Raw genomic sequence first — 19,853 nt, forward strand, 5'->3', positions numbered from 1 at the left:
CAGCGATGGCGTGGACCTCACCGGCCCTTCTTGGCCGTCCGCGACTTGCCCTTCGCGGCAACTGGCGCGGACGGGTGCCTGGCCATCCAGTCGGCGATCTCCTTCGCGATCTCGGTCTCCTTGACGCCGTGGAACGCGTCCCACGCCTTCTGGGCGTTCGCCAGCACCTCGGGATCCTTGCGCCCCATCGCGTCCATGGCCCGGGCCAGCCCGAAGTAGGCGTCGCCCTGGGTCCGCGGATCGTGGGTAATCTTCAGGACGCGCTCGAGCAGCGGGAGCGCCTTCGCGGACTCGTCCAGCTCCAGGTAGGACAGCCCCAGGCCCAGGGCCGAGTAGCTCACCGTCTCGTCGTCCTTGCCGACCGTCTTCTCCTTGATGTCCAGCGCCTTCTGGTAGGGCTCCAGCGCCTCGCGGTACCGCTTGCTGGCCAGGTACACCTGGCCCACCACGTCATAGGCGTCCCCCGTCTCGGGGTGCTCCGGGCCGCGGGCGGCGATGTGGATCTCCAGCGAGCGCTTCGCGTCGGCCTCCGCCTTCTCGAAGTCCTCCAGGCGGAGCCGCGACTGCGCGCGCCCGTAGTAGAGGTAGCCGACGATGGGGTGGGTGGGGCCGCTCAGCCGCTCGCGGATCTCGATCGCCTGGGTGTAGACGCGCACCGAGTCCTCGAACTGGCCCTCCTGGCGGTAGGCGTTGCCCATGTTGCCCAGGATGTTGGCGCGCCGGACGTGGTCCGGGCCCAGGGAGCGCTCCACCAATTGGAGCGCCCGCTGCAGCGAGGCGAGCGACTCGGTGTTCTTGCCCAGCCGCGTGTACGTCACCCCCAGGTAGTTGAACAGCTCGCCCTCCAGCTCCTCGTTGCCGCCCATGCGCGCCAGCGAGGCCTTGGCGAACTCGCTCCACCGCAGCGCCTCCTCCAGCCGCTCGGGGTTGAAGCCGATGGCGAACAGGAGCGTGGAGGCCGAGCGCGTCATCACCGGATCGTTGTGCGAGGCCAGCGCCGTGCGCAGCGCCTGCGTCAGGTTGCGCTCGGCGTCCTCGGGCGCTCCGGCACGAGCCTCCGCCGCGCCCTTGAAGAACAGCGCCTCGGCCTCCAGGGGACGGTAGCCCAGCGCGCTGGCCGCCTGCACCGCGGGCTCGGCGACGTCCCGGGCCTGCTTGTACCGGCCCGCATCCGTCAGCGCCTTGGCCTGCGCCAGCTGGCTGGAGATCCGCTCGATCTCCTGGCGGGCCTGGGGTGAGTCGGGAGGGGGCTCCACCTGGCTCAGCGTCGTCACGTCCGCGCAGCCCTGCAGGGACGGGAGCAGCGAGACGGTGTCCGCCGCCTTCGGCAGCAGCTCGGGGTCCGCGGAGGCCAGCAGCCCGGTGACGGCCTTCACGTCCTTCAGGCGCCGCTCCAGGCACACCACGCGCAGGGACAGGAGCGCCTCGGTCTGCTCGCCGCGGATGCGCGTGGCGCGGCAGGCCTCGGTGCTGGCCTCCACCCAGTCGCGCGTGTAGCCATCCAGCAGCCCCGTGACGCGGGTGGCCACGTCCGCCGCCTGCGGATTGCCCGTGGCCACCAGTCCGTCCGTCACCTGCTTGCGGACCGCCGCATCCCAGATGCCCGCCAGCTTCTGCTCCGCGCCGCTGCACACCAGGGCCTGCCGGGCCGCGGCCCCGTGCGCGTACCACGCATAGCCGCCGACGCTCGCCAGCAGCACCATGGCCGCGGCGCCCGCCGCCAGCCGCACCTGACGCGGCCGGTACTCGAGCTGCGTCAGCAGCGCCTCCATGGAGGGGAAGCGATCCTTTGGATCCGGAGCGAGCCCGCGGAGGATGGCGCGGCGCACGAAGGCGGGGACGCGCGGCTCGCGCGGCGGCTCGAAGGCGCCCGTGGTCGGGTCCACCGGGCGCAGGTCCCCGGTGCGCTGGCTGGGCCGCGAGGTGCCCTTGTGGGACGAGGCCGGGCTGTAGTCCGCGTCCTTCGCCGAGCGCTGACGCTCGAACGGCCACACGCCGAACAGGGCCCAGTAGAGCGCCACGCAGAAGCTGAACTGGTCGGCCCGCGCGTCCGGCGCCTCGCCGCGCCGCTGCTCGGGGGACATGTACATGAGCGTGCCCACCGCATGGCCGTCCTGGGTGAGCTGCGCCAGCTCCGGGCTCTCGTCCACGGGCGCGCCCGCCGGGAGCGCGGGGCGAGGCGGCTCGGCGCCTTCCTCCGCCAGTCGGGCCAGACCGAAGTCGGTGACGCGGATGCGCCCGTCCTTGCCAATCAGCACGTTGTCCGGCTTGAAGTCGCGGTGCACCAGGCCCGCGGCGTGGGCGCCGGCCAGGCCGCGGCCCGCCGCCACGAAGGTGTCCAGCACCTCGTGCCAGGCGTGCGGCTTCTCCTTGATCCACTTCTTGAGCGTGGTGCCGTCCACGAACTCCATGGCGACGAAGACGCCCTCGCCTAGCGTGCCCACGTCGTAGACGGAGATGACGTGGGGGTGCGTCACTCGCGCCATGGCCTGGGCCTCGCGCAGCAGGCGGGCCTGTCCCACGGTGCGGCCCTCGGCGTGCTGCTTGTCCATGCGCAGCAGCTTGATGGCGACGCGGCGGCCGAGATCCGGATCCCACGCCGCGTACACCGTCCCCATGCCACCCTGACCCACCTTCTCCAGGATGAGGTAGCGGCCCACCTGCTCGCCGCGCTCCGGGGGGCGGCCCTCCTTGATCCACTGCGGCGTGACGGGCTCACGCGAGGGCGCCACGGCGCTGTCCCCGGTGCCGAAGGCCGCTCCGGTGGCGTAGCTCACCTCCTGCTGATCCGGGGGCACCTCGGTGACGGCCTCTCCCTCGGACGAGAGCCGCTCCGCGCACGGCCCGCACGTGGCCAGGTGGCGCTCCACCTGGGCGGCCCGCTCCGGAGAGAGCTGGCCCCGAAGGAAGCGGGTGAATTCGGCTGCGTCGAGGTGCTCCATGAGCGGATCTTCCCTGCGGTTGAGAAAAGGGTCGGCTCTCCATTATCGCGAGTCGCCGCCAGAAGACGCACAGGGGCTGGTACCCCGAGTAAATCCAATAGGTTGGGTGTCTAAAGCGCGGGAACGCAACTTTTCCCTGGGGGATCCGGAAAACCAGGATGACGTTGTACTTTTCGAGAAAGATCGAGGCTCACGCCATGCGCAGCCTGAAGCTCAACACCCCCAAGCTCTCCCGGCAGCCCCGCGTTTCCGAGCGGCCTGCGGCGACCACCCCCGCTCGTAACGGGGGGATCGTCCCCACGGCGCCCCGCCGTCCCGGGCTGGGGGATGGCTTCGAGAAGCCGGGCAGGGGGACTGTTGGCGGTCAGGGGGGCTCGGTGTTCGAGCCTGGCAAGAAGCCGCGGCTGCCCATCGATACCAAGCGGCCCACCGGCCCCACCACCCGGCCCACCCTGTCCGACGACGTCATCGACAAGCTGAAGAAGGCCGGTGAGGACATCGCGGTCCGCCTGGGCGGCGAGGCGAAGACGAAGGACGTCCGCCAGGAGGCGTGGACCGCCGTCCAGTCGCTCAACCTGGGGAGCAGGAAGCTGCAGCGTCAGGCCTTCAACCTCGTGATGAACAGCTACCGCTGCGCCATCTCGGGCAGCGGCGCCTCCGGCCCCCGCCACATGGGAACGGACTAGTTTCGCGGGCTCCTTGCCCGCCCCCCTTCTGGCCGGGCGGGCGAGATCGTAGGATGCGCCCCTCCGAATGCGGCGCACCACGCTCACCAATGACTTCTCCTGGTCGAAGAGTCGCCACGAGAAGTTCTCCGAATGCCTCCGGGCCTACTACCTCTACTACTACCGCTCCTGGGGCGGATGGGAGGCGGAGGCCCCCAAGGACGTGCGCGAGCTGTACGTCCTCAAGAAGCTGAACAACCGCTACAGCTGGGCGGGCAGCGTGGTGCACGAGTGCGTGCGGGACGTGCTGCTGGACTGGCAGGCGGGGCGCTCGGTGGAACTGGCCGACGTGGAGGCCCGGGCGCGGCGGCTGATGCAGGATGACTTCCGGCACTCGGTGAAGAAGGCCTACTGGACGCAGAAGCACCGCAAGCCGTTCACCGGGCTGGTGGAGCACGAGTACGGCGAGCCGGTGCCGGACGAGGCCTGGAAGCAGAACTGGGAGACGGTGCGCCAGGCGCTGGGGTGGTTCTTCTCCTCGCGGTGGCCGGCGCTGGCCCGCTCACTCAAGCCGGCGCAGTGGCTGGAGGTGGACGCGGGCTTCGACTTCTCCAGCTTCACCCTGGACGGGGTGAAGGTGTTCGCCATCCCGGACTTCGCCTACGTGGACGACACGGGCGCGCCGGTGGTGGTGGACTGGAAGACGGGCAAGGCGCGTGACGGGTATGACGAGCAGGTGCTGGGCTACGCGCTCTACGTGTCCCAGCGCTACAAGCTGCCGGTGGAGAAGGTGCGCGCCTCGCTGGTGTACCTGAACGAGGGGCTGGAGCAGGACGTCCAGGTGGACCTGGCGGCCATGGAGGCCTTCAAGGCGCGCTTTGCCCAGAGCGTGGCGAGCATGCGCGGCATGCTCACGGACGTGGCCACCAACACGCCGAAGGACGCCACCGCCTTCCCGATGACGGAGAACGTGGCCATGTGCGTGCGCTGTGCCTTCCGGCGGCCCTGCGGGCGCCTGGAGGCGGCGGCGCAGTTCCAGGCACAGCAGCAGCAGGCACAGGGCCCGGCGCCGACGCCGAAGGTGGCCTGAGCCCGGGTCATGAGATGACCTCCGGCTGGGAAGGCGCTCAAGGTTACCCTACATGCTACGGAGCCCGCGCCGGGCGCAGCGCCGCGAGCGTCCGAGCAATCCGCTCCACCTCGGCGGCCTCCAGCCGACTTGCCCCGAGCCAGTCCCGCGCCAGCTCCCGCACGGTGGCCTCCTCCAGATGAGCGGGCAGCCGCGCCACGAGAGTGGACATCCTCGCGGTGATGCGCGCCACCGCCGGCCGCAGCTCCGTCTCCAGGGAGTAGGTGGGGGCACTGGCCTCGACGGGCGTGCGCTGCTGCACGAGCTTGGCGACATCCATCTGCGCTTGGAAGAACGCGTCGAGCGCCTCATCGGACGGAGGTGTCTGTCCCGGGGGCGTCACCTTGCGCACCTCGTCCCGGAAGGCAGCCCGCACACGGGCCTCCTGAGCGGTGTCCTCCACGGGCTTGCCTGAGCGCTGCTTGGCCGCGGCGACCCAGGGCATGAGCGCCAGCCGCTCGGCCGTGGCCGCCAGGAGCGCCTGCACGGGCAGCGCGGTCGGTCCTCCCGCGCCAGGTCCCAGGTAGCGGGCGCGCAGCTGCCCCAGTCGGCCGCTCTCCTCCTGCGCCATCAGCCACGTGTCGAGCCGGGACGCCAGCTCGGGCTGATCCGCGCGGACATAGATGGCCACCACATCCCGCGTGAGCGGGCCCAGCAACTCGATGCCCGAGAGTCCCTCGGCCCAGCGCGGAGCCTCGAGGTTGTTGCTCAGCGCCGCATCCACCTTTCCGGAGGCCAGCGCCTCGCGCACCCCCGCGTTGTCGGGGATGGTCTGGACCTGGGCGTGCTGGAAGAGGGCTCGGGCCACACGCTCCAGGTGCCCACCCCGGTTCACGGCGACTCGGAGCTCGGGGCGGTCCAGCGCGCGCAGCTCGGACAGCGCCGTGCCCATGTCTTGCGGATAGCCCCGCGCCAGAGGCGGAGCCTGGCTCGGGCGCCTGAGCAGCAGCACGGCGCCATTGCGGAGCACCGGAACGGTGTAGCGCCCCACCACCGAGCGCTCCGGGCGCACGGTGATGCCGCTGTCCGCCAGCTCGAACTTCCCAGCACTCAAGTCCCCCGCCAGCTCGGGCCAGCGGAAGCGGACCCAGGAGGGCTCGAAGCCCGCATCGGCCGCGAACGCCTCCACCAGCGCCACGGAGAATCCGCTCGGGCGCTCCTGCCTCCAGTCGCTGAAGGGCGGGTAGTCACCGCTGGTTCCCACGCGGAGCGCGGGCCGCGAAGGCGCGGGGACGGGCCCCGAAGCGCACGCGGCCACCACGCCGAGCATCAAGGCCAACGTCAGCGCGGGGAAGCTCCGCTGCCACGGACGTCCAGGGTTCATACGCTCCTCGAGCCCCACGGTACGGCCGGAGGGCCAGCTCCAGCTTCTCCCGCAGGCTGAAGAATTTTCAAAGCCGCGCCCGCCGCTCGTGGGCCGGGGCCCCGGCTGGACTTCAATCGCCACCTCGTCTTAATTTCTGAAAATCCGGTTTTGAGCGTTGTTCCTTGTTTTTCGGAGATAACGGGCATGTTCGACGCAATTGTCATCGGGGCGCGCTGCGCGGGAGCGGCGACGGCGCTGCTGCTCGCACGCAAGGGCCACAAGGTGCTGGTGGTGGATCGCTCCACCTTCCCCAGCGACGTCATTTCCACGCACTTCCTCTGGCCTCACGGCACCTCGTACCTGAACCGCTGGGGGCTGCTGGACCGGGTGCTCGCCCAGACGCCGTCGCACACCGTCATCCACATGGTGAACGAGGGCATCCCGCTGAGCGGCAGCGTGCCGGTGGAGCTGGTGCGTCAGTACTTCCAGCAGCTGCACGGGGACGACTCGGGGGTGGTGCAGCGCTACGCCTCGGTGCGGCGGCGCGTGCTGGACAAGATCCTGGTGGACGCGGCCGTCGAGGCCGGCGCCGAGGTGCGTGAGGGCTTCGTCGTCGAGGAGCTGATCTCCGAAGGAGACCGGGTGGTGGGCATCCGGGGGAAGACGCGCCAGGGGGCTCGGGTGGAGGAGCGGGCGCGCGTCGTGGTGGGCGCGGACGGGCGCAACTCGTTCGTCGCTCGGACGCTGAAGCTGCCCAAGTACGACGAGCGCCTCAAGTGCACGTTCGCCTACTGGACGTACATCTCGGGCTTCAACCTCCAGGAGGCGCGCATCCACCGTCGAGGGCGGCTGGCCGCGGCGGTGGTGCCCACCAACTTCGGCCAGAACATGACGCTGGTGTGGGGGCCCAGCGAGTGGTCGGAGACGTTCCGCCGGGACGTGGAGGGCAACTTCCACCGGACCCTGGACTTCGTGAGCCCGGAGCTCGGGGAGATCGTCCGCACCCAGGGCAAGCGCGAGGAGCGCATCTACGGCACGGTGGACCAGGCCGCCTACCTGCGGCCCCTCTACGGCGCCGGCTGGGTGCTGGCGGGGGATGCGGGCTCCTTCAAGGATCAGTGCACGGCCACGGGGATGACGCACGCGTTCCGGGACGCGGAGCTGGTGTCCACGGCGCTGGACGCGGGGCTGTCCGGGCGACAGCCGCTGGAGGTGGCGCTGAAGAACTACGAGAGCCGCCGCCGCAGCCAGTCCGCCGCCGCCTACTACGACTACGTGTGCACGCTGGCGGAGATGCGCCCGCTGCGCCACGACGAGCTGCAGCTCTTCGTCGTCCTGCGCGGCAACCAGGAGGAGACCAACCGCTTCATCGCCACGTACGCGGACATCGCGCCGATGTCCGAGTTCTTCCAGGCCTCCAACCTGCTGCTGCTCAGTGACGCCGCGAAGGAGACCTCGCGCGACCACGCCATCTTCACCAACTTCGAGACCACGTCCCGGCAGTACCACCAGAACCTCTTCGCCGCCTGAGCCCTCCCGGAGAACCCACCATGAACCCGACGACGACACAGCCGCGCGAGGACGACGAGCTCATCGGCAGCATCCTCACCGCCGCGGAGAAGGCCTCCCAGAGCTTGAAGGGGCGCAGCCTCGAGGAGCTGCTCTCCACGCCCGAGAGCCGCGACACCCTGCGGCACTGCGCCACGGAGATGGGAGACGCCGCGCTGCAGGTCTCCGAGATGATGCGGAACTGGGCCAGCCACATCCCCTGGGAGTCCCTCATCGCGCTGCGCCCCGAGCCCCAGGCCCCGAGCGACGACGCCCCCGTGCGCGCCCTGTGGAGCTTCCTCAGCGAGCAGTTCCCGCACGTGCGCTCCTCGCTGGAGGAGATGTGGCAGCCGGCGCACCTGCGCCGCAAGGTGGACCCGGACGAGGAGTACGCGCTCGACAAGAACACCTATGACTTCTACCGGCCCGCGGGCAGGGACCTGCTCAAGCGCACGGAGGAGTACTACGGCTGGGTGGAGGCGCGCCGTCGGACGGAGACCTGGCACTACTCGCGGACGCTGGAGGTGACGCCCGGCAGCAACGCCATCATCACCAACGACACGGGGCGCCGGACGCAGGGCATCAACTTCTCCTCCCAGGACTACCTGTCCTTCAACATCCACCCGGCCGTGCGCGAGGCGGCGATCCGCGCCCTGCACGACATCGGTCCGCACAGCGCGGGCTCGCCGATGGTGGTGGGCAACACGAAGATCTCCGAGGAGCTGGAGCGGGCGCTCGGCGAGCTGGTGGGGCTGGAGCACGTCACCCTCTTCCCCACGGGCTGGGGCGCCGGCTTCGGCTCGGTGGTGGGACTGGTACGACAGGAGGACCACGTCGTCATCGACCGGCTGGCCCACGCCTGTCTCCAGCAGGGCGCGCGCGCGGCGACGAAGAACGTCATCCGCTACGAGCACCTGAACCTGGAGGCGGTGCGCCAGCACCTCAAGGACATCCGTAGCCACGACACTCGCAACGGCATCCTGGTGGTGACCGACGGCCTGTTCTCGGTGGACGCGGACTGGCCGGACCTGGAGCTGCTGCAGAACATCTGCCACGAGTACGAGGCCACGCTGCTGGTGGACGTGGCGCACGACCTCGGCGCCATGGGCCCCCGGGGCTCGGGGGTGATCGGGCTCCAGAACCTGCTCGGGAAGATCGATCTGGTGATGGGGGCCTTCTCGAAGAGCTTCGCCTCGAACGGTGGGTTCCTGGCCTCACGCTCGCCGGCGGTGAAGCAGTACGTGAAGATGTTCGGCGGCTCGCACATGTTCTCCAACGCCCTGTCTCCGGTACAGACGGCGGTGATCCTCAAGTGCGTCCAGATCATCCGCTCGCCGGAGGGGGACACGCTGCGCGCGAGCCTCATGGAGGCCGTCCACGCCCTGCGGGATGAGCTCACGAAGCGGGGGCTGACGTGCATGGGCTCGCCGTCGCCCATCGTCCCGCTGCTGATCGGCAACGAGAAGCTGGCGCGCACCGTGAACCGGCTGCTCTTCGACCGGGGCGTGCTGGCCTTCATGGTGGAGTTCCCGGTGACGCCCATCGGCGCGTCGCGCTTCCGGCTGCAGGTGCAGGCGGCCCACAAGCCGGAGGAGGCCCGCGAGGCCGCGCGCATCATCGACAAGGCCATCGCCGACGCGCGCGCCCACCTGTCGAGCGCCTTCGGCACCGGTCTGGTCTGACCCGGGCCCCAGGGAGGAGCCGGCTCGCTGGCTCCTCCCGTGCTGTCCTCGATTCGGACAGAAGGTGGTGCACGTCCAGTCCAGCGGGGACTCAGGTCCAGGACGAGCGCCATCTCGGCACCTGAGATTTCAAGGGTTTGGTTTATTGCTGGGTTGTCTGGGAGTTGGCCCGTTCCGTGCTTTGCGGGGAGGCACTGATCGGCCCTCCGGGCCAGGAGAGAACCCCCATGAAACGCTTTCACCGAACGCTGCTGACCGCGCTGTGTCTGCTGGCCGCTGCTGGCTGCGGCGAGCCTGCTGCCGACGAGGCCCCCCTCGTGGAGGACGGGCTGTCGACGGATGTGGAGCAGGACTCGTCCGTCAGCGAGGGCTCGTACCTCTTCCAGAAGGAAGTCTTCGCGGGCAACGGGCGCACCTGCGTGACGTGCCACACGCTGCGTACGGGCACCCTGTCGCCGGCGGACATCGCGTCGCGCCGCTCGAGCGACCCCATCTTCAAGATGCTCGACAGCGATGACGGCCGCAGCACCAACTATACGAAGCTGAAGGCCCACGCGACCGTCAACGTCACCATCCCCCTGCCTCCGAACGTGCGCCTGGCCAACAGCACGGCGCGCAGCATCACCCTGCGGCGCGGCATCCCGAGCACGCTCGACACCCCCGCGCTGGATCCCGTGCTGATGTGGGACGGCCGCGAGCCGACGCTGCAGCACCAGGCGCTGAGCGCCGCCCTGGGGCATGCGGAGGCGCGCCGGGCGCCCACCGCGGACCAGCAGGACAAGATCGCCCTGTTCGAGAAGACGCTCTTCTCCTCCGCGGCGCTCCAGAGCTACTCGCGCGGTGGGCCGCCGCCGCCGCTGCCCGCGGGCACCACCGCCTCCGAGCAGCGCGGCCGGGCGTTCTTCGCGCCGACGGGCCTGTGCGGCAGCTGCCACGGCGGCCCGCTGCTCAACACGATGACGGAGTTCAACCCGCAGGGCCTGCCCGCCGGGTCGCGCTTCTCCTCCGCGGCCGTCTCCGAGGGCAACCTGGGCGGCAACCCCGTCTTCCAGTTCCTCGTGAAGCTGCCGGACGGGACGGAGGTGCCGGTGGCGTCGCCGGACCCCGGCCTCATGCTCGTCACGGGTGACCCCGCGCACGCCAACGTCTTCAAGATGGTCTCGCTGCGCAACCTGAAGAACACGGCGCCGTACTTCCACGACAACTCGGCGAAGACGCTGGACGCGGTGATGGTGCAGTACAAGCTCCTGTTCGACTTCATGGGCATCCCGCTGTCGACTCAGGACATCGCGGACATCACCGCCTACATGAAGCTGCTCTAGCAGGCGGGCTCGGGAGGGCCCGTTCCCGGGGCGCGAACCGCGCCGCGACCCCGGGTAGGATGGCAGCTGAATGGGCCTTCAACCTGGAAAGCGGTTTGGCCGCTACGAGCTGGTCTCCCGGCTCGGCTATGGCGGCATGGCGGAGACCTGGCTCGCCCGATTGCTGGGCGAGGCGGGTTTCTCCAAGCCGACGGTGCTCAAGAAGGTCCTGCCCGAGTACTCGGACGACTACGCCTTCACGAGCATGTTGATCAGCGAGGCGCGCATCGCCGCCACGGTGTCGCACGACAACATCGCCCAGGTGTTCGACTTCGGGCAGGTGGACGGCGAGTACTTCCTGGCCATGGAGTACGTGGATGGCCAGCCGCTGCACCACCTGGTCCACCAGGCGCTGCACTCGGGGTGGACGGCGCTGCCGGTGCCGGTGGCCGCGTTCATCGGGATGAAGGTCTGCCGGGGGCTGCACTACGCCCACACCCGGAAGGACGAGAGTGGCAAGCCGCTGGGCATCGTGCACCGGGACATCTCCCCGGAGAACGTGCTCATCAGCTACGAGGGACAGGTCAAGATCGTCGACTTCGGGCTGGCCAAGGCGCGGGAGCTGAGCGTGCAGGCCACGGAGCCGGGGGTGGTGAAGGGCAAGTACCTGTTCTTCTCCCCGGAGCAGGCGCGAGGCCAGGAGGTGGACGCGCGCACGGACGTGTGGGCCACGGGCATCACGCTCTACGAGATGTGCTGCGGCAAGCTCCCCGTCGAAGGGCCCGAGTTCGTCGTGTTGCCCAAGATGAGCCGCGGGGAGTTTCCTCGGCCGCGGGCGCTCAACCCGAGGGTGCCCAGGCAGCTGGAGGACATCCTCATGACGGCGCTCGCGGTGCGCCGGGAGGAGCGGTTCGAGTCGAGCCGGGCCTTCGGGGATGCGCTGGCGGGCTTCCTGTACTCGGCCGCGCCCCGGTTCTCCTCGGTGACGCTGTCGTACTTCATCCAGGATCTGTTCCGCGACGCGATGACGCGCCAGGGCCGGGACATCCAGGTGCCGCGCTCCTTCCAGGACGAGCTCGCCGCGTGGCGGGAGGTGCCACGGGCTCCCCCCTCCGCGGAGGACGCGGAGTCGTTGGTGGCTCCGGAGCCGGAGCCCTCGGAGCCGGAGCCGCCCCCGGAGCCGGAGCCACCCTCGGAGCCGGAGGCCTCGGAGCCGGAGCGCTCGGAGCCGGAGCGCTCGGAGCCGGAGGCGCTGTCGGAGCCCACGGGGCCCACGGGGCCCATGGCCTCCTCGAGGTCTCCGGAGTTCGCCGAGCCCACGGTCGAGATGCGTCCTCGTGGGTTGGCTGCCGAGTCTCCTCGCGCCAAGGGGCCGCCGGCGCCGAGCGTTGCCCCCCAACCGTCCCGCACGCTGTGGATGTGGGGCATCGGGGGAGGTACGGCGGTGGGATGGGTCGCCCTGGGGCTCCTCTTTCTCCTCACGAGGGCGCCGTCGCCGACCGAGCCGGTCTCGACCACGCCGCAGGAGACACCCCCGAGCGCGCAGAAGGATCCCATGCTTCGGGGCACGAAGCCCGCGGGGCAGTCGGAGGAGTACGAGCGCTTCATGCAGCAGGCGAAGCAGGCCATCGGCAGCAGGCGCTATCAGGCGGCCGTGGACAACTACCGCGCGGCGTTGAAGGTCAACCCGGGCTCGCTCGATGCCAAGGAGGGGCTGGGCTTCTCGCTGGTGCTGGGAAACACGGGGGAGGAGAGCAACGAGCAGGCGGTGGTGCTGCTGCAGGAGGTCGTGACGGGAGACATCCTGAATGCCCGAGCGTGGTTCTCGCTGGGCATGGCGCTCCAGGAGCTGCAGCGCGAGGACGAGGCGGTCGAGGCCTACCGGAAGTACCTCCTCCTGGAGCCCACGGGGAGGTTCGCTACCGATGCCCGCCGCGCGCTGAAGCAGCTGGGCGCCGACTGATCCGCGGCCAGCTCATGGCCACGGTGACGTCAGGCCCGAAGTCTCAGGAGGCGAGCCACGCGCGACGGAGGGGATCGACGTAGGGCTCCATCTCGCGCAGGACGGCCTTGACGCGTGCCTCGGCGCCGGGCTGGGCGGGGCCTTCATCGAAAAGGACGATGTAGAGGTCATGCCGCTCGTCGAGCGCGGCCACGGTGAAGCCCTTCAGTGAGTCCCGGGCGAGGAAGGGCTTGGGACGGAGCGCCTCGGTGGCCTCGATGAGATTGAGCGCGTCGGAGAGCAGGTTCAGCTCCTCCGGGCGGACGGGGAGGCGAGCGGCCCAGAAGGGCTCGCCCTGGTGGCCGAAGAGGAAGATCTGGGTTCCACCGTATCGAGAGAGGATGCGGTGGCTGACAGCCGCCAGGAAACCATCGACGTCGTTGATAGAGACCATGGCCCGGACCTCCGGCGGAGGGACAGGGCCGCATCATAGCTGACACGGACCAGGTCTCCTTCACACGGAGCGGGCATCCCTGCTGAGTGCGGGGTAGGGTGGCCCGCCATGAGTCTGCCTCTGCGTGTGAAGATGGCTCCTGGAGGCCCCGAGACTCACTCTACTCCCCACAGCCCCACGGTGCCGTCCCCTTGTCCCCATGCAAGCAGCCGCCCGTCTGGAGACATCACTGCGTGGCTCGACTGCTCGTCTTCTTCATCCGTGTGCTGGTAGATGACCTGACCCCGGTGGAAGTCCAGCACGGAGAATCCCGTGCCTCCCGCGACCAGTAGCCCGCCGTCTGGGCTGAAGCTCACGCTGTCCGTCCCTACAGACTCCAGGTGCCGCACCTGCTCCCAGCGTGTGGTATCCACCACGAGGAGTTCGTTCGGCGGTCCTCCTACCACCACCAGTGGCTGCGTTGGGTGGAAGGCCACACTCCAAGCACAGGGCAGCGGCAGCGGGACCTCCCTATGGAGAGCCCCCGTTTCCACGTCCCAGACGCGTAAGGTGACGGGTTCGTCCACGTATCGGTTTCCCGCTCCCGCCACTGCCCATCGCCCATCTGGAGACAGCGCTCCTTCGTAGATTTGCAGGGGGCTTGCCTCCAACTCGCGCACCGCCTGCCATCGCGCCACGTCCCACAGCCAGACCTTTCCTTCTCCGCTCGTGAGCAGCAGCTTCTTGCTGTCGGCTGAGAGGCTCAGCCCCGCTAGACCCTTGAGAGAACTCTCCCGGAGCAGGCTGCCATCTCCTGCCGCCCACTCCTGCAGCAGGCCTGGAGACGACGTCGAGAGCACCCGCTCTGCCCCTGCCAACATCACCGCGTCTCCCCCGCGGTCAAATGGAACGGACGCCACCGGGAACGGTCCTTCCGCGGAGAGCCTCCACCAGCGCAACCGCTCTGGGCCCGATATCCTGATGGACACCAGCCACTGGCTGTCCATGCTGAATCTCAGCTTCTGCCCCCTTGGCCAAGGGGGGCCTCCGGGACCGAGGCTTCGCAGCTGCACCAGCCGCTCGGCGTTCCTGGGACTGAGCACTTGGGAATTCATGCGCTTCTCTTTAGCAGGATCTTCGAACCTCATGGTGCGAGACGAGGGCAGGCCGATCGCACTGCTGCCCTCATCTCTCTGTCCCAGCACTCAGGGGAGAAGTGGCAAGTGTGTCTCGCCTCCCCAGAAACTCACGAGATCCTCCAACTCCGCTGCCATTTCCGTCTCGACTTCGCGGACGGTCTTCCCCGTCTTCCTGGCAAGTGTCTGGGCGAACTGATCGCGCACATAGGATGTGCCAGGATGCGATATCTCATTATAGGGATATGCATCGTCCGGGTTCGTCGGCTCAGAGATGGCGGCTCTGTTGTCGGTCACCTTGGCCTTGACGCGGCTAGCGTCATAAGTACGCGGCGTATCCGAGATTTCCTTCTTGAAGTGCAGATACGGCTGACTTCTGGTGGCAGCGGCAATCCGGACGAGAGAGCCGTCATGCTCGTCCATCCAGATATCCTGGTACCAGGTACCGTCTTTCCTGAGCTCGCGGATGGGGTTTGGGGTCCACGTATAACTTCCATCCTCATGGATGATGGGGCTGCCAAAGCCTCGGCTCTGGAGCACAGATTCTACCTCTGCCCTGGTCTTCCCTTTGAGGGACGGGAGGCTCTTCACCTTGGCACCGAGGTGCCTCACGATATCCGACTGGGGCGGGTAGAATTTGGAGAAGCGGAATTCCATCAACTCCATGAGCCCATCGTTCTTGAGATAAGGAGCAAGCCTCTTGACACGTGCGTCGCCCATCCGGTCCAGGATTCGAAACATGTCCTGGCCACTGATATCGATCACATGCTCGAGTGTCTTGTCCCCAAGCCTTTGAAGGAGTGCCTCCTTCTCCGCGTGCGAAATATCCTCGAGGCGATCGAGCCACTTGGGCAAGTGATTGCTGATGATGACACCACCGATGGCGGAGACGTGCGCACCGACGAGCTTCCAGAATTTACCGCTGCCGATGATGAGCCCCGCGCCCGCGAACATTCGCTCGCTCACGCTCAGGTCGGCACCATCCGGGTTGCAGTTCTCCTTGCCAGTGACGAGCTCGCACAGGTCGATGAAGTCGCCCACTGGGGTGAATGACAAGCCGAGGAGGGCCACCTCTTTGGCGACGACGATGGCGCCATCGAGCATTCTGTCGAGGGTGGCGGGGATGGTGGGGTCCTCGAGTGCCACGCCCTGTTCCAGCGCCTCGTAGCCACCGGCAAGTGCATCGGTGCTATCGAGCACCGCCTTCTGGGCGGCGTCGTGATTCCCACGGCGCATGAGGTTGAAGCCATCCTTGAGAGCGTGGGCCCGTGCTTCATAACCGGGACGTTTCTCCAGGTAGGCTAGGAAGGCCTTGGTGGACTCACGCGCCGGCGAATCGTGGAACCAATCTCCCTCGCCCATGTATTCGCGCACAAGGGTAAGCACACGCTGCTGGGCCGCCAGGAAGGCGCCCCATTCCTCCTGAGAGACACCAATGCGAGACTTCAGCCCTCGCTCGAAGACGTCCTGGTTGAAGCGCCACAGTCGCACTGTGGCCAGGAAGCCCTGTCGGTCCACTACCTCGCCATTGACAAGGTTCTTGTTGAGTTCTGCCAGCATTTCATCGGCGAAGACCTTGTAGGGGTCCTTTGCCGGGTCCCACGGGTCGCCCGTGCTGACGTCCGGCACCTCCACCTCCGGTACTTCGTCCCTACCCAATTCTGGCGTGTAGGTGCTTGGGTTGCCTAGATCCACTCCTCCCGTGTTCGGAGGAGGTATCGTCCACCGGTCTACGGCATCCATCTGTCCACGGAACTCTGCGACGATGCGGTCAATTTCAGCCCGCAGTTCCTCGACGCTTTTCTGGAGGTCCGCCAGTAGTGCGAGCAACTTCTCCTTCACTCTGGGAGAGATGGCGCTGTATTTCGAGAGGATAGCATCGAGCTCCGCCTGGGTGATGGAGTCCAGCGGGCGTTGGCACAAATCCGTCATCTCTGCCAGCAACGCATTGAGCTGCGCCGCATACGCGCGCTGCTGCTCCAGGTCAGGGCCAATATAGTAGACGAGGCTCAGCTCGGTATTCACCGCCTGCTCGAGCGCCAGGAGACTCTGGCTGAGTGTCGGGTTGATTTCTCGCAGATGCAGCTCGAGTGGAGCCACGCCTGCGAAGGACTCACCATTTCGAGACACGAAGAAGAGGCGTCGAGGAGTCAGTCCCGCCGAGTTCAGCTCAACGGAATCCTGGGCGTATGTGCAGAAGTCACCTCCAACCGTTGTCGAGACGGCAAAATGGAAATCATTGGGTCCCCAGCGTAGCAGGCTGCCACTGAACTGGGAGCGGAAGCGGTTCTCCAGGTCGCCGTTTGGCCGGGCCAGGAAGGCTCCCGCCACCGTATAAGTGGGCAGAAGCATTTCGTTGACGGAGAAGATAGAAGTGCCTTCGGTCTGCAGAGTGGGGACCAGGCAGCTGCCTCGGCTCTTGAAGGACACCGCTTGCCAGTCCAGGGTGTACTGTCGAAGCATGCCCTGCGCGACAGCGTGCCCAGGTGTCAGTGCGAGCACGGCACAGAAGAGTGCCACGTAAAGCGTCGATAGACGTTTCATGAGAGTCGTTCTCCAAATGATATGCAAGGGGTTGGCGGGCTATAGGACTTCGGAGGCTCTCACCGCCACGTCGTACGCAATGGTCGCTGCGCGCAGTCGGTTGGCTGTCAGGTGTCCTTCCACCTCCTGCAGCAAGGCCTCGTTCACCCCTGCGGTTCGCATCTTCCCTACGTTCATCCGGAGGATTGTGGGGATGGTGCTCATCACGTAGGTGCGCGATTTCGCGTACTGCGGCGCCAGCACGTTGCACCCAGTTCCCATCCATGGTGTGGACACCGTGTTCGCGCACGTCCCCTGCAGCTGCAAGATTCCTTCATGCTCCAGCAGCTTGCCCGCCAGATAGTAGAGACCGAGCCTCGTGCTCCTGGGAGGTAGCCTGCCCACCTGTGTCACTCGTGCATTCATCTCCGTCAGGAACTTCTGCGAAGCTTCCAGCGTAGATGACTCCGTCAATACCTCTCGCGCCTCATCCTCCGCGCTCTGCGCCACCAGCGCCTCTTGCCTCCGCCGGATTCCCGCCATCACCTTGGATACGATTTCGCTCGTCCTCGCGTACCTTGCGTCCGCGTATGCGATGATGCTTTCCAGCACCTGAACGGACGTGTCAGCCATGTTGGGTCGTACCATTCCGTGAGCCGTCATGAAGGCCACGTAGGGATTCACCTCGGTCATGAAGGTGTCGTGCGCGTGCGCCATCTTCAGCGACAGTGCTCGCGCACCCAGCGCCATCTGCTGGGGCAACAAACTCTCTGTACGGCTCACCTGTACCAATGAGAGTTGGAGGTGGGGCAACGTTTCAAGGCTCGCCGTCGAGGCGTTCTGTGCTAGGCTCTGCAATTGCTCCAGGACGGCTTCCTCGTTGCCTCGGTATTCCACGAACTGCGTCACTAGCGCCTCGTACTCCGGCGTCATTTCCAGCAGCTTCGTACGGTATGCATCGATGAGCCCCTGTATCTCGCTAATCTCCTCTCGCTTCGCCGCAGCCCACGCCTGTACCTCTCTCCCATCCTCTAATGCTCGTTGCTTTAATATCGCCGGCAGTTGCGTGTTGCGGATGGACCCGTTGCGTTTCGCCAGTTCTTGTGTTTCCCCGCGGTAGGCATCCCTCATCTCCCAGGCCCCATGGCGGATCCTCTCCATGCTCAATTCATAGGACTTCATGGTGACGTCCGGCGTCGAGCCCGGCTCCTGGTAGAATGCCGAGATACGCTGTGCCTGCTCCGTCCAGGTTACTGAGTTCGCTGCGCTGGTGAATTCAGGCCACATCACGGGTGGCCACTCCATGCAGGATGCCCAAGAAGTAGCCGTTGTGTTGGCGCATACCGTCCGAATCTGCTCCTGCACAATCTTCGTGTACAAACTGGCCACGTTGGTTGTGCTGAGACAGATGATGTCATTGTCCGAGTTCTCATGCCGCTTGCCGCAAAGCCGCACACTGCTGAGGGACTGCTGATGCCGAGAGACTGGCTCCCGACTGGAGTTCTCTCGGATCGACCGCTCTGCCTCGGGATTCGGGCTGCAGGCTGCGCCAAGCAGCAGCGCGAGGGAGCCTGCCAGCAAATTCTTTCGAAGGGGTTGATTCTGATTCATGGCAATACAGGTCCTTGCGGGCCACCACCTTCATGGCCTGCCTTGGAATGAATTTGTGAGGAAGGATGATTCTGCTACTACAGCCACTCAGCCAGTTGTGTCCGCGCCTGCGCCAGCTTTGCCTCGGCGTGTGCCACCTGCTGCACAGCAGCTTGGTAGTCCGCCTCGTACTGCGCCAGAGCCTCTGGCGTGGAGCGTGCCGCCAATTTGTCGATGATGGGTTTGGCCTCCGGCCCCAGGAAGTCTAGGAGTGTCTTGGGTGACCCGTCCGGATTCGTCCAATCGCCAGCCTCCCCCAGTGTGGGCAGAAGGAAGTAGAACTCTGCCAGCAGGTCCTTCTCCACCTGCGTCAGCGTTCCGTCATCGCACCCCATTGATGTCTTGAAGATAATGGGTCCCGCCGCGACAGCTTGTGCCCTCAATGCCTGGATTGACTCCGTTGTTAGCTGCGTAAAGAAGCTGTTGGCCAGCTCTCTCATGAAGACGAAGCCTGAACTGAACTCCACCAGGTAGCCAAGGCTATCCCGTTGCACCTTCTTTGTCGCCAGATCCGTCTCCAACTTTTGGAGGATGGCCATTGCCTGCTCTGCAGTGTCCACATCCACTTGGTTCCACTGCACCTGCAACGAGATGCGGCAGGTGTCCGAGAGCACGACGTGTCTCGTCCATGGAGAACTGTCCGCCAACTGAACCGACGTCAGCAGTTGTCGGTCCAGACCACGGATGATCACCTCCGGCATCGAGATATAAGGATACTTCACCCCTGACTCGCCAGCAGGTGTTAGCGTCACCTCAAGCGGGTACTGTGTTGAGCAGTTGCCCGTCATCGACCTTCTGATGACCGTCCTCATTGGCACTGCTGTGTCGAATGGCAGTGCCTGCAGCGTCTTGGGCGCGATACTGCACTGTGTCAGTTTTCCCCAATTCATCACGCACGTGCTGGGCGAGATGATGTCAATGAAGGTGTCATTCGCCAGGGCCGAACCGGTCCACAGCGAGGACACGAGGAGTACTCCGCACAACGCCGACTTGGATTGCATGGGTCTTTTCCTTGGGGCAGTCAAGAACTGTCCATCTGCCGCTTTGGTGCAGCGGGGGCTCACCCCAGTACTGGAGGGAAACTCACGATTCAAAAGGGGCATGCCACGTAACTGGAGCAAGAGTCGTTCCACATGCACCTGCGGACGCGTCCAGCTCGCAAACAGGGCTTCAGCCTAGGCAGAAGAGGGAGTTTCGACTCTTGAGCCCAGGGCTTGAGGTGGCTTCGCCTAGGGAACCGTCTCTGCGCATGGACTGGTAGTCCACGCAGTGAGACGGTGAGAGTCTCTCTGCGGAGTGTTGAAGGGGGCGGGGGCAGGTGGCTCGTCGTGATCCGCGAGGCGATCGCGGGACGCCGCGGCGCAGCGGAACTACCTCAAATAGGAGCAGCGCAGCCGCCCAGCGGCTTGTCAGGACTCCTCTTCATAAACCGGAGAGCCGCTTCCGAGCAGGCAGGTAGGTCGCCGAGGGCACGGGCATATGGCTTGCAGTGGCTTGGTCGCAAGCTGCCCATTCCGGGTGTTGATGGTCCTCAGGGAGCGCGTGTTTCTGATCCTCAGTCGACCGGGATTCCAGATCTCAGATCTCCACCGTCAT

The 19,853-nt window shown here is 66.6% G+C and carries 13 protein-coding genes; 6 read left to right on the top strand and 7 right to left on the bottom strand.

The window, feature by feature from the left end:
• Positions 1 to 17: 17 nt before the first annotated feature.
• Positions 18 to 2,942, bottom strand: a complete 2,925-nt coding sequence (locus tag KY572_RS45450; RefSeq protein WP_224250060.1) for a tetratricopeptide repeat protein — start codon at positions 2,940 to 2,942, stop codon at positions 18 to 20.
• 197 nt (positions 2,943 to 3,139) lie between these two features.
• Between KY572_RS45450 and KY572_RS45455 the strand changes: the two genes are divergently transcribed.
• Together KY572_RS45455 and KY572_RS45460 are read left to right on the top strand one after the other, a co-directional pair.
• Positions 3,140 to 3,628 (top strand): hypothetical protein, encoded by a 489-nt coding sequence (locus KY572_RS45455; protein WP_224250061.1) that lies wholly within the window; start codon positions 3,140 to 3,142, stop codon positions 3,626 to 3,628.
• 67 nt (positions 3,629 to 3,695) lie between these two features.
• Positions 3,696 to 4,697, top strand: a complete 1,002-nt coding sequence (locus tag KY572_RS45460) for a PD-(D/E)XK nuclease family protein (protein WP_224250062.1) — start codon at positions 3,696 to 3,698, stop codon at positions 4,695 to 4,697.
• A gap of 55 nt (positions 4,698 to 4,752) precedes the next feature.
• Here the strand turns inward: KY572_RS45460 and KY572_RS45465 are convergent, their stop codons facing one another.
• Positions 4,753 to 6,060 (bottom strand): transporter substrate-binding domain-containing protein, encoded by a 1,308-nt coding sequence (locus KY572_RS45465; RefSeq protein WP_224250063.1) that lies wholly within the window; start codon positions 6,058 to 6,060, stop codon positions 4,753 to 4,755.
• 186 nt (positions 6,061 to 6,246) lie between these two features.
• Here KY572_RS45465 and KY572_RS45470 point away from each other — a divergent pair, with 186 nt between their 5' ends.
• The 4 genes from KY572_RS45470 (at position 6,247) to KY572_RS45485 (ending at position 12,536) form a co-directional block, all read left to right on the top strand.
• Positions 6,247 to 7,572, top strand: a complete 1,326-nt coding sequence (locus KY572_RS45470; RefSeq protein WP_224250064.1) for an NAD(P)/FAD-dependent oxidoreductase — start codon at positions 6,247 to 6,249, stop codon at positions 7,570 to 7,572.
• Positions 7,573 to 7,592: 20 nt separating this feature from the next.
• Positions 7,593 to 9,272: an aminotransferase class I/II-fold pyridoxal phosphate-dependent enzyme gene (locus tag KY572_RS45475; protein ID WP_224250065.1), complete on the top strand. Its 1,680-nt coding sequence runs from the start codon at positions 7,593 to 7,595 to the stop codon at positions 9,270 to 9,272.
• A 227-nt stretch (positions 9,273 to 9,499) separates the two neighbouring features.
• Complete coding sequence (locus KY572_RS45480; RefSeq protein ID WP_224250066.1) at positions 9,500 to 10,594, top strand: cytochrome c peroxidase; 1,095 nt, start codon at positions 9,500 to 9,502, stop codon at positions 10,592 to 10,594.
• 70 nt (positions 10,595 to 10,664) lie between these two features.
• On the top strand, positions 10,665 to 12,536 hold the full coding sequence (locus tag KY572_RS45485) for a serine/threonine-protein kinase (protein ID WP_224250067.1): 1,872 nt from the start codon (positions 10,665 to 10,667) through the stop codon (positions 12,534 to 12,536).
• A gap of 43 nt (positions 12,537 to 12,579) precedes the next feature.
• Here the strand turns inward: KY572_RS45485 and KY572_RS45490 are convergent, their stop codons facing one another.
• The 5 genes from KY572_RS45490 to KY572_RS45510 all read right to left on the bottom strand — a co-directional run bounded on the left by KY572_RS45490 (position 12,580) and on the right by KY572_RS45510 (position 19,258).
• Positions 12,580 to 12,969: a hypothetical protein gene (locus tag KY572_RS45490; RefSeq protein WP_224250068.1), complete on the bottom strand. Its 390-nt coding sequence runs from the start codon at positions 12,967 to 12,969 to the stop codon at positions 12,580 to 12,582.
• Between the two features lie 155 nt (positions 12,970 to 13,124).
• A complete protein-coding gene (locus KY572_RS45495; protein WP_224250069.1) occupies positions 13,125 to 14,063 on the bottom strand; it encodes a WD40 repeat domain-containing protein in 939 nt (312 codons plus the stop codon).
• A 90-nt stretch (positions 14,064 to 14,153) separates the two neighbouring features.
• The gene (locus KY572_RS45500) at positions 14,154 to 16,628 is read right to left on the bottom strand and encodes a hypothetical protein (RefSeq protein WP_224250070.1); all 2,475 of its coding nucleotides are present in this window, start codon (positions 16,626 to 16,628) and stop codon (positions 14,154 to 14,156) included.
• A 39-nt stretch (positions 16,629 to 16,667) separates the two neighbouring features.
• Complete coding sequence (locus tag KY572_RS45505; protein WP_224250071.1) at positions 16,668 to 18,218, bottom strand: hypothetical protein; 1,551 nt, start codon at positions 18,216 to 18,218, stop codon at positions 16,668 to 16,670.
• Between the two features lie 77 nt (positions 18,219 to 18,295).
• Positions 18,296 to 19,258 (bottom strand): hypothetical protein, encoded by a 963-nt coding sequence (locus KY572_RS45510; protein WP_224250072.1) that lies wholly within the window; start codon positions 19,256 to 19,258, stop codon positions 18,296 to 18,298.
• Positions 19,259 to 19,853: the final 595 nt, after the last annotated feature.

This window comes from Hyalangium gracile, from assembly GCF_020103725.1.
GTDB lineage: Bacteria > Myxococcota > Myxococcia > Myxococcales > Myxococcaceae > Hyalangium > Hyalangium gracile.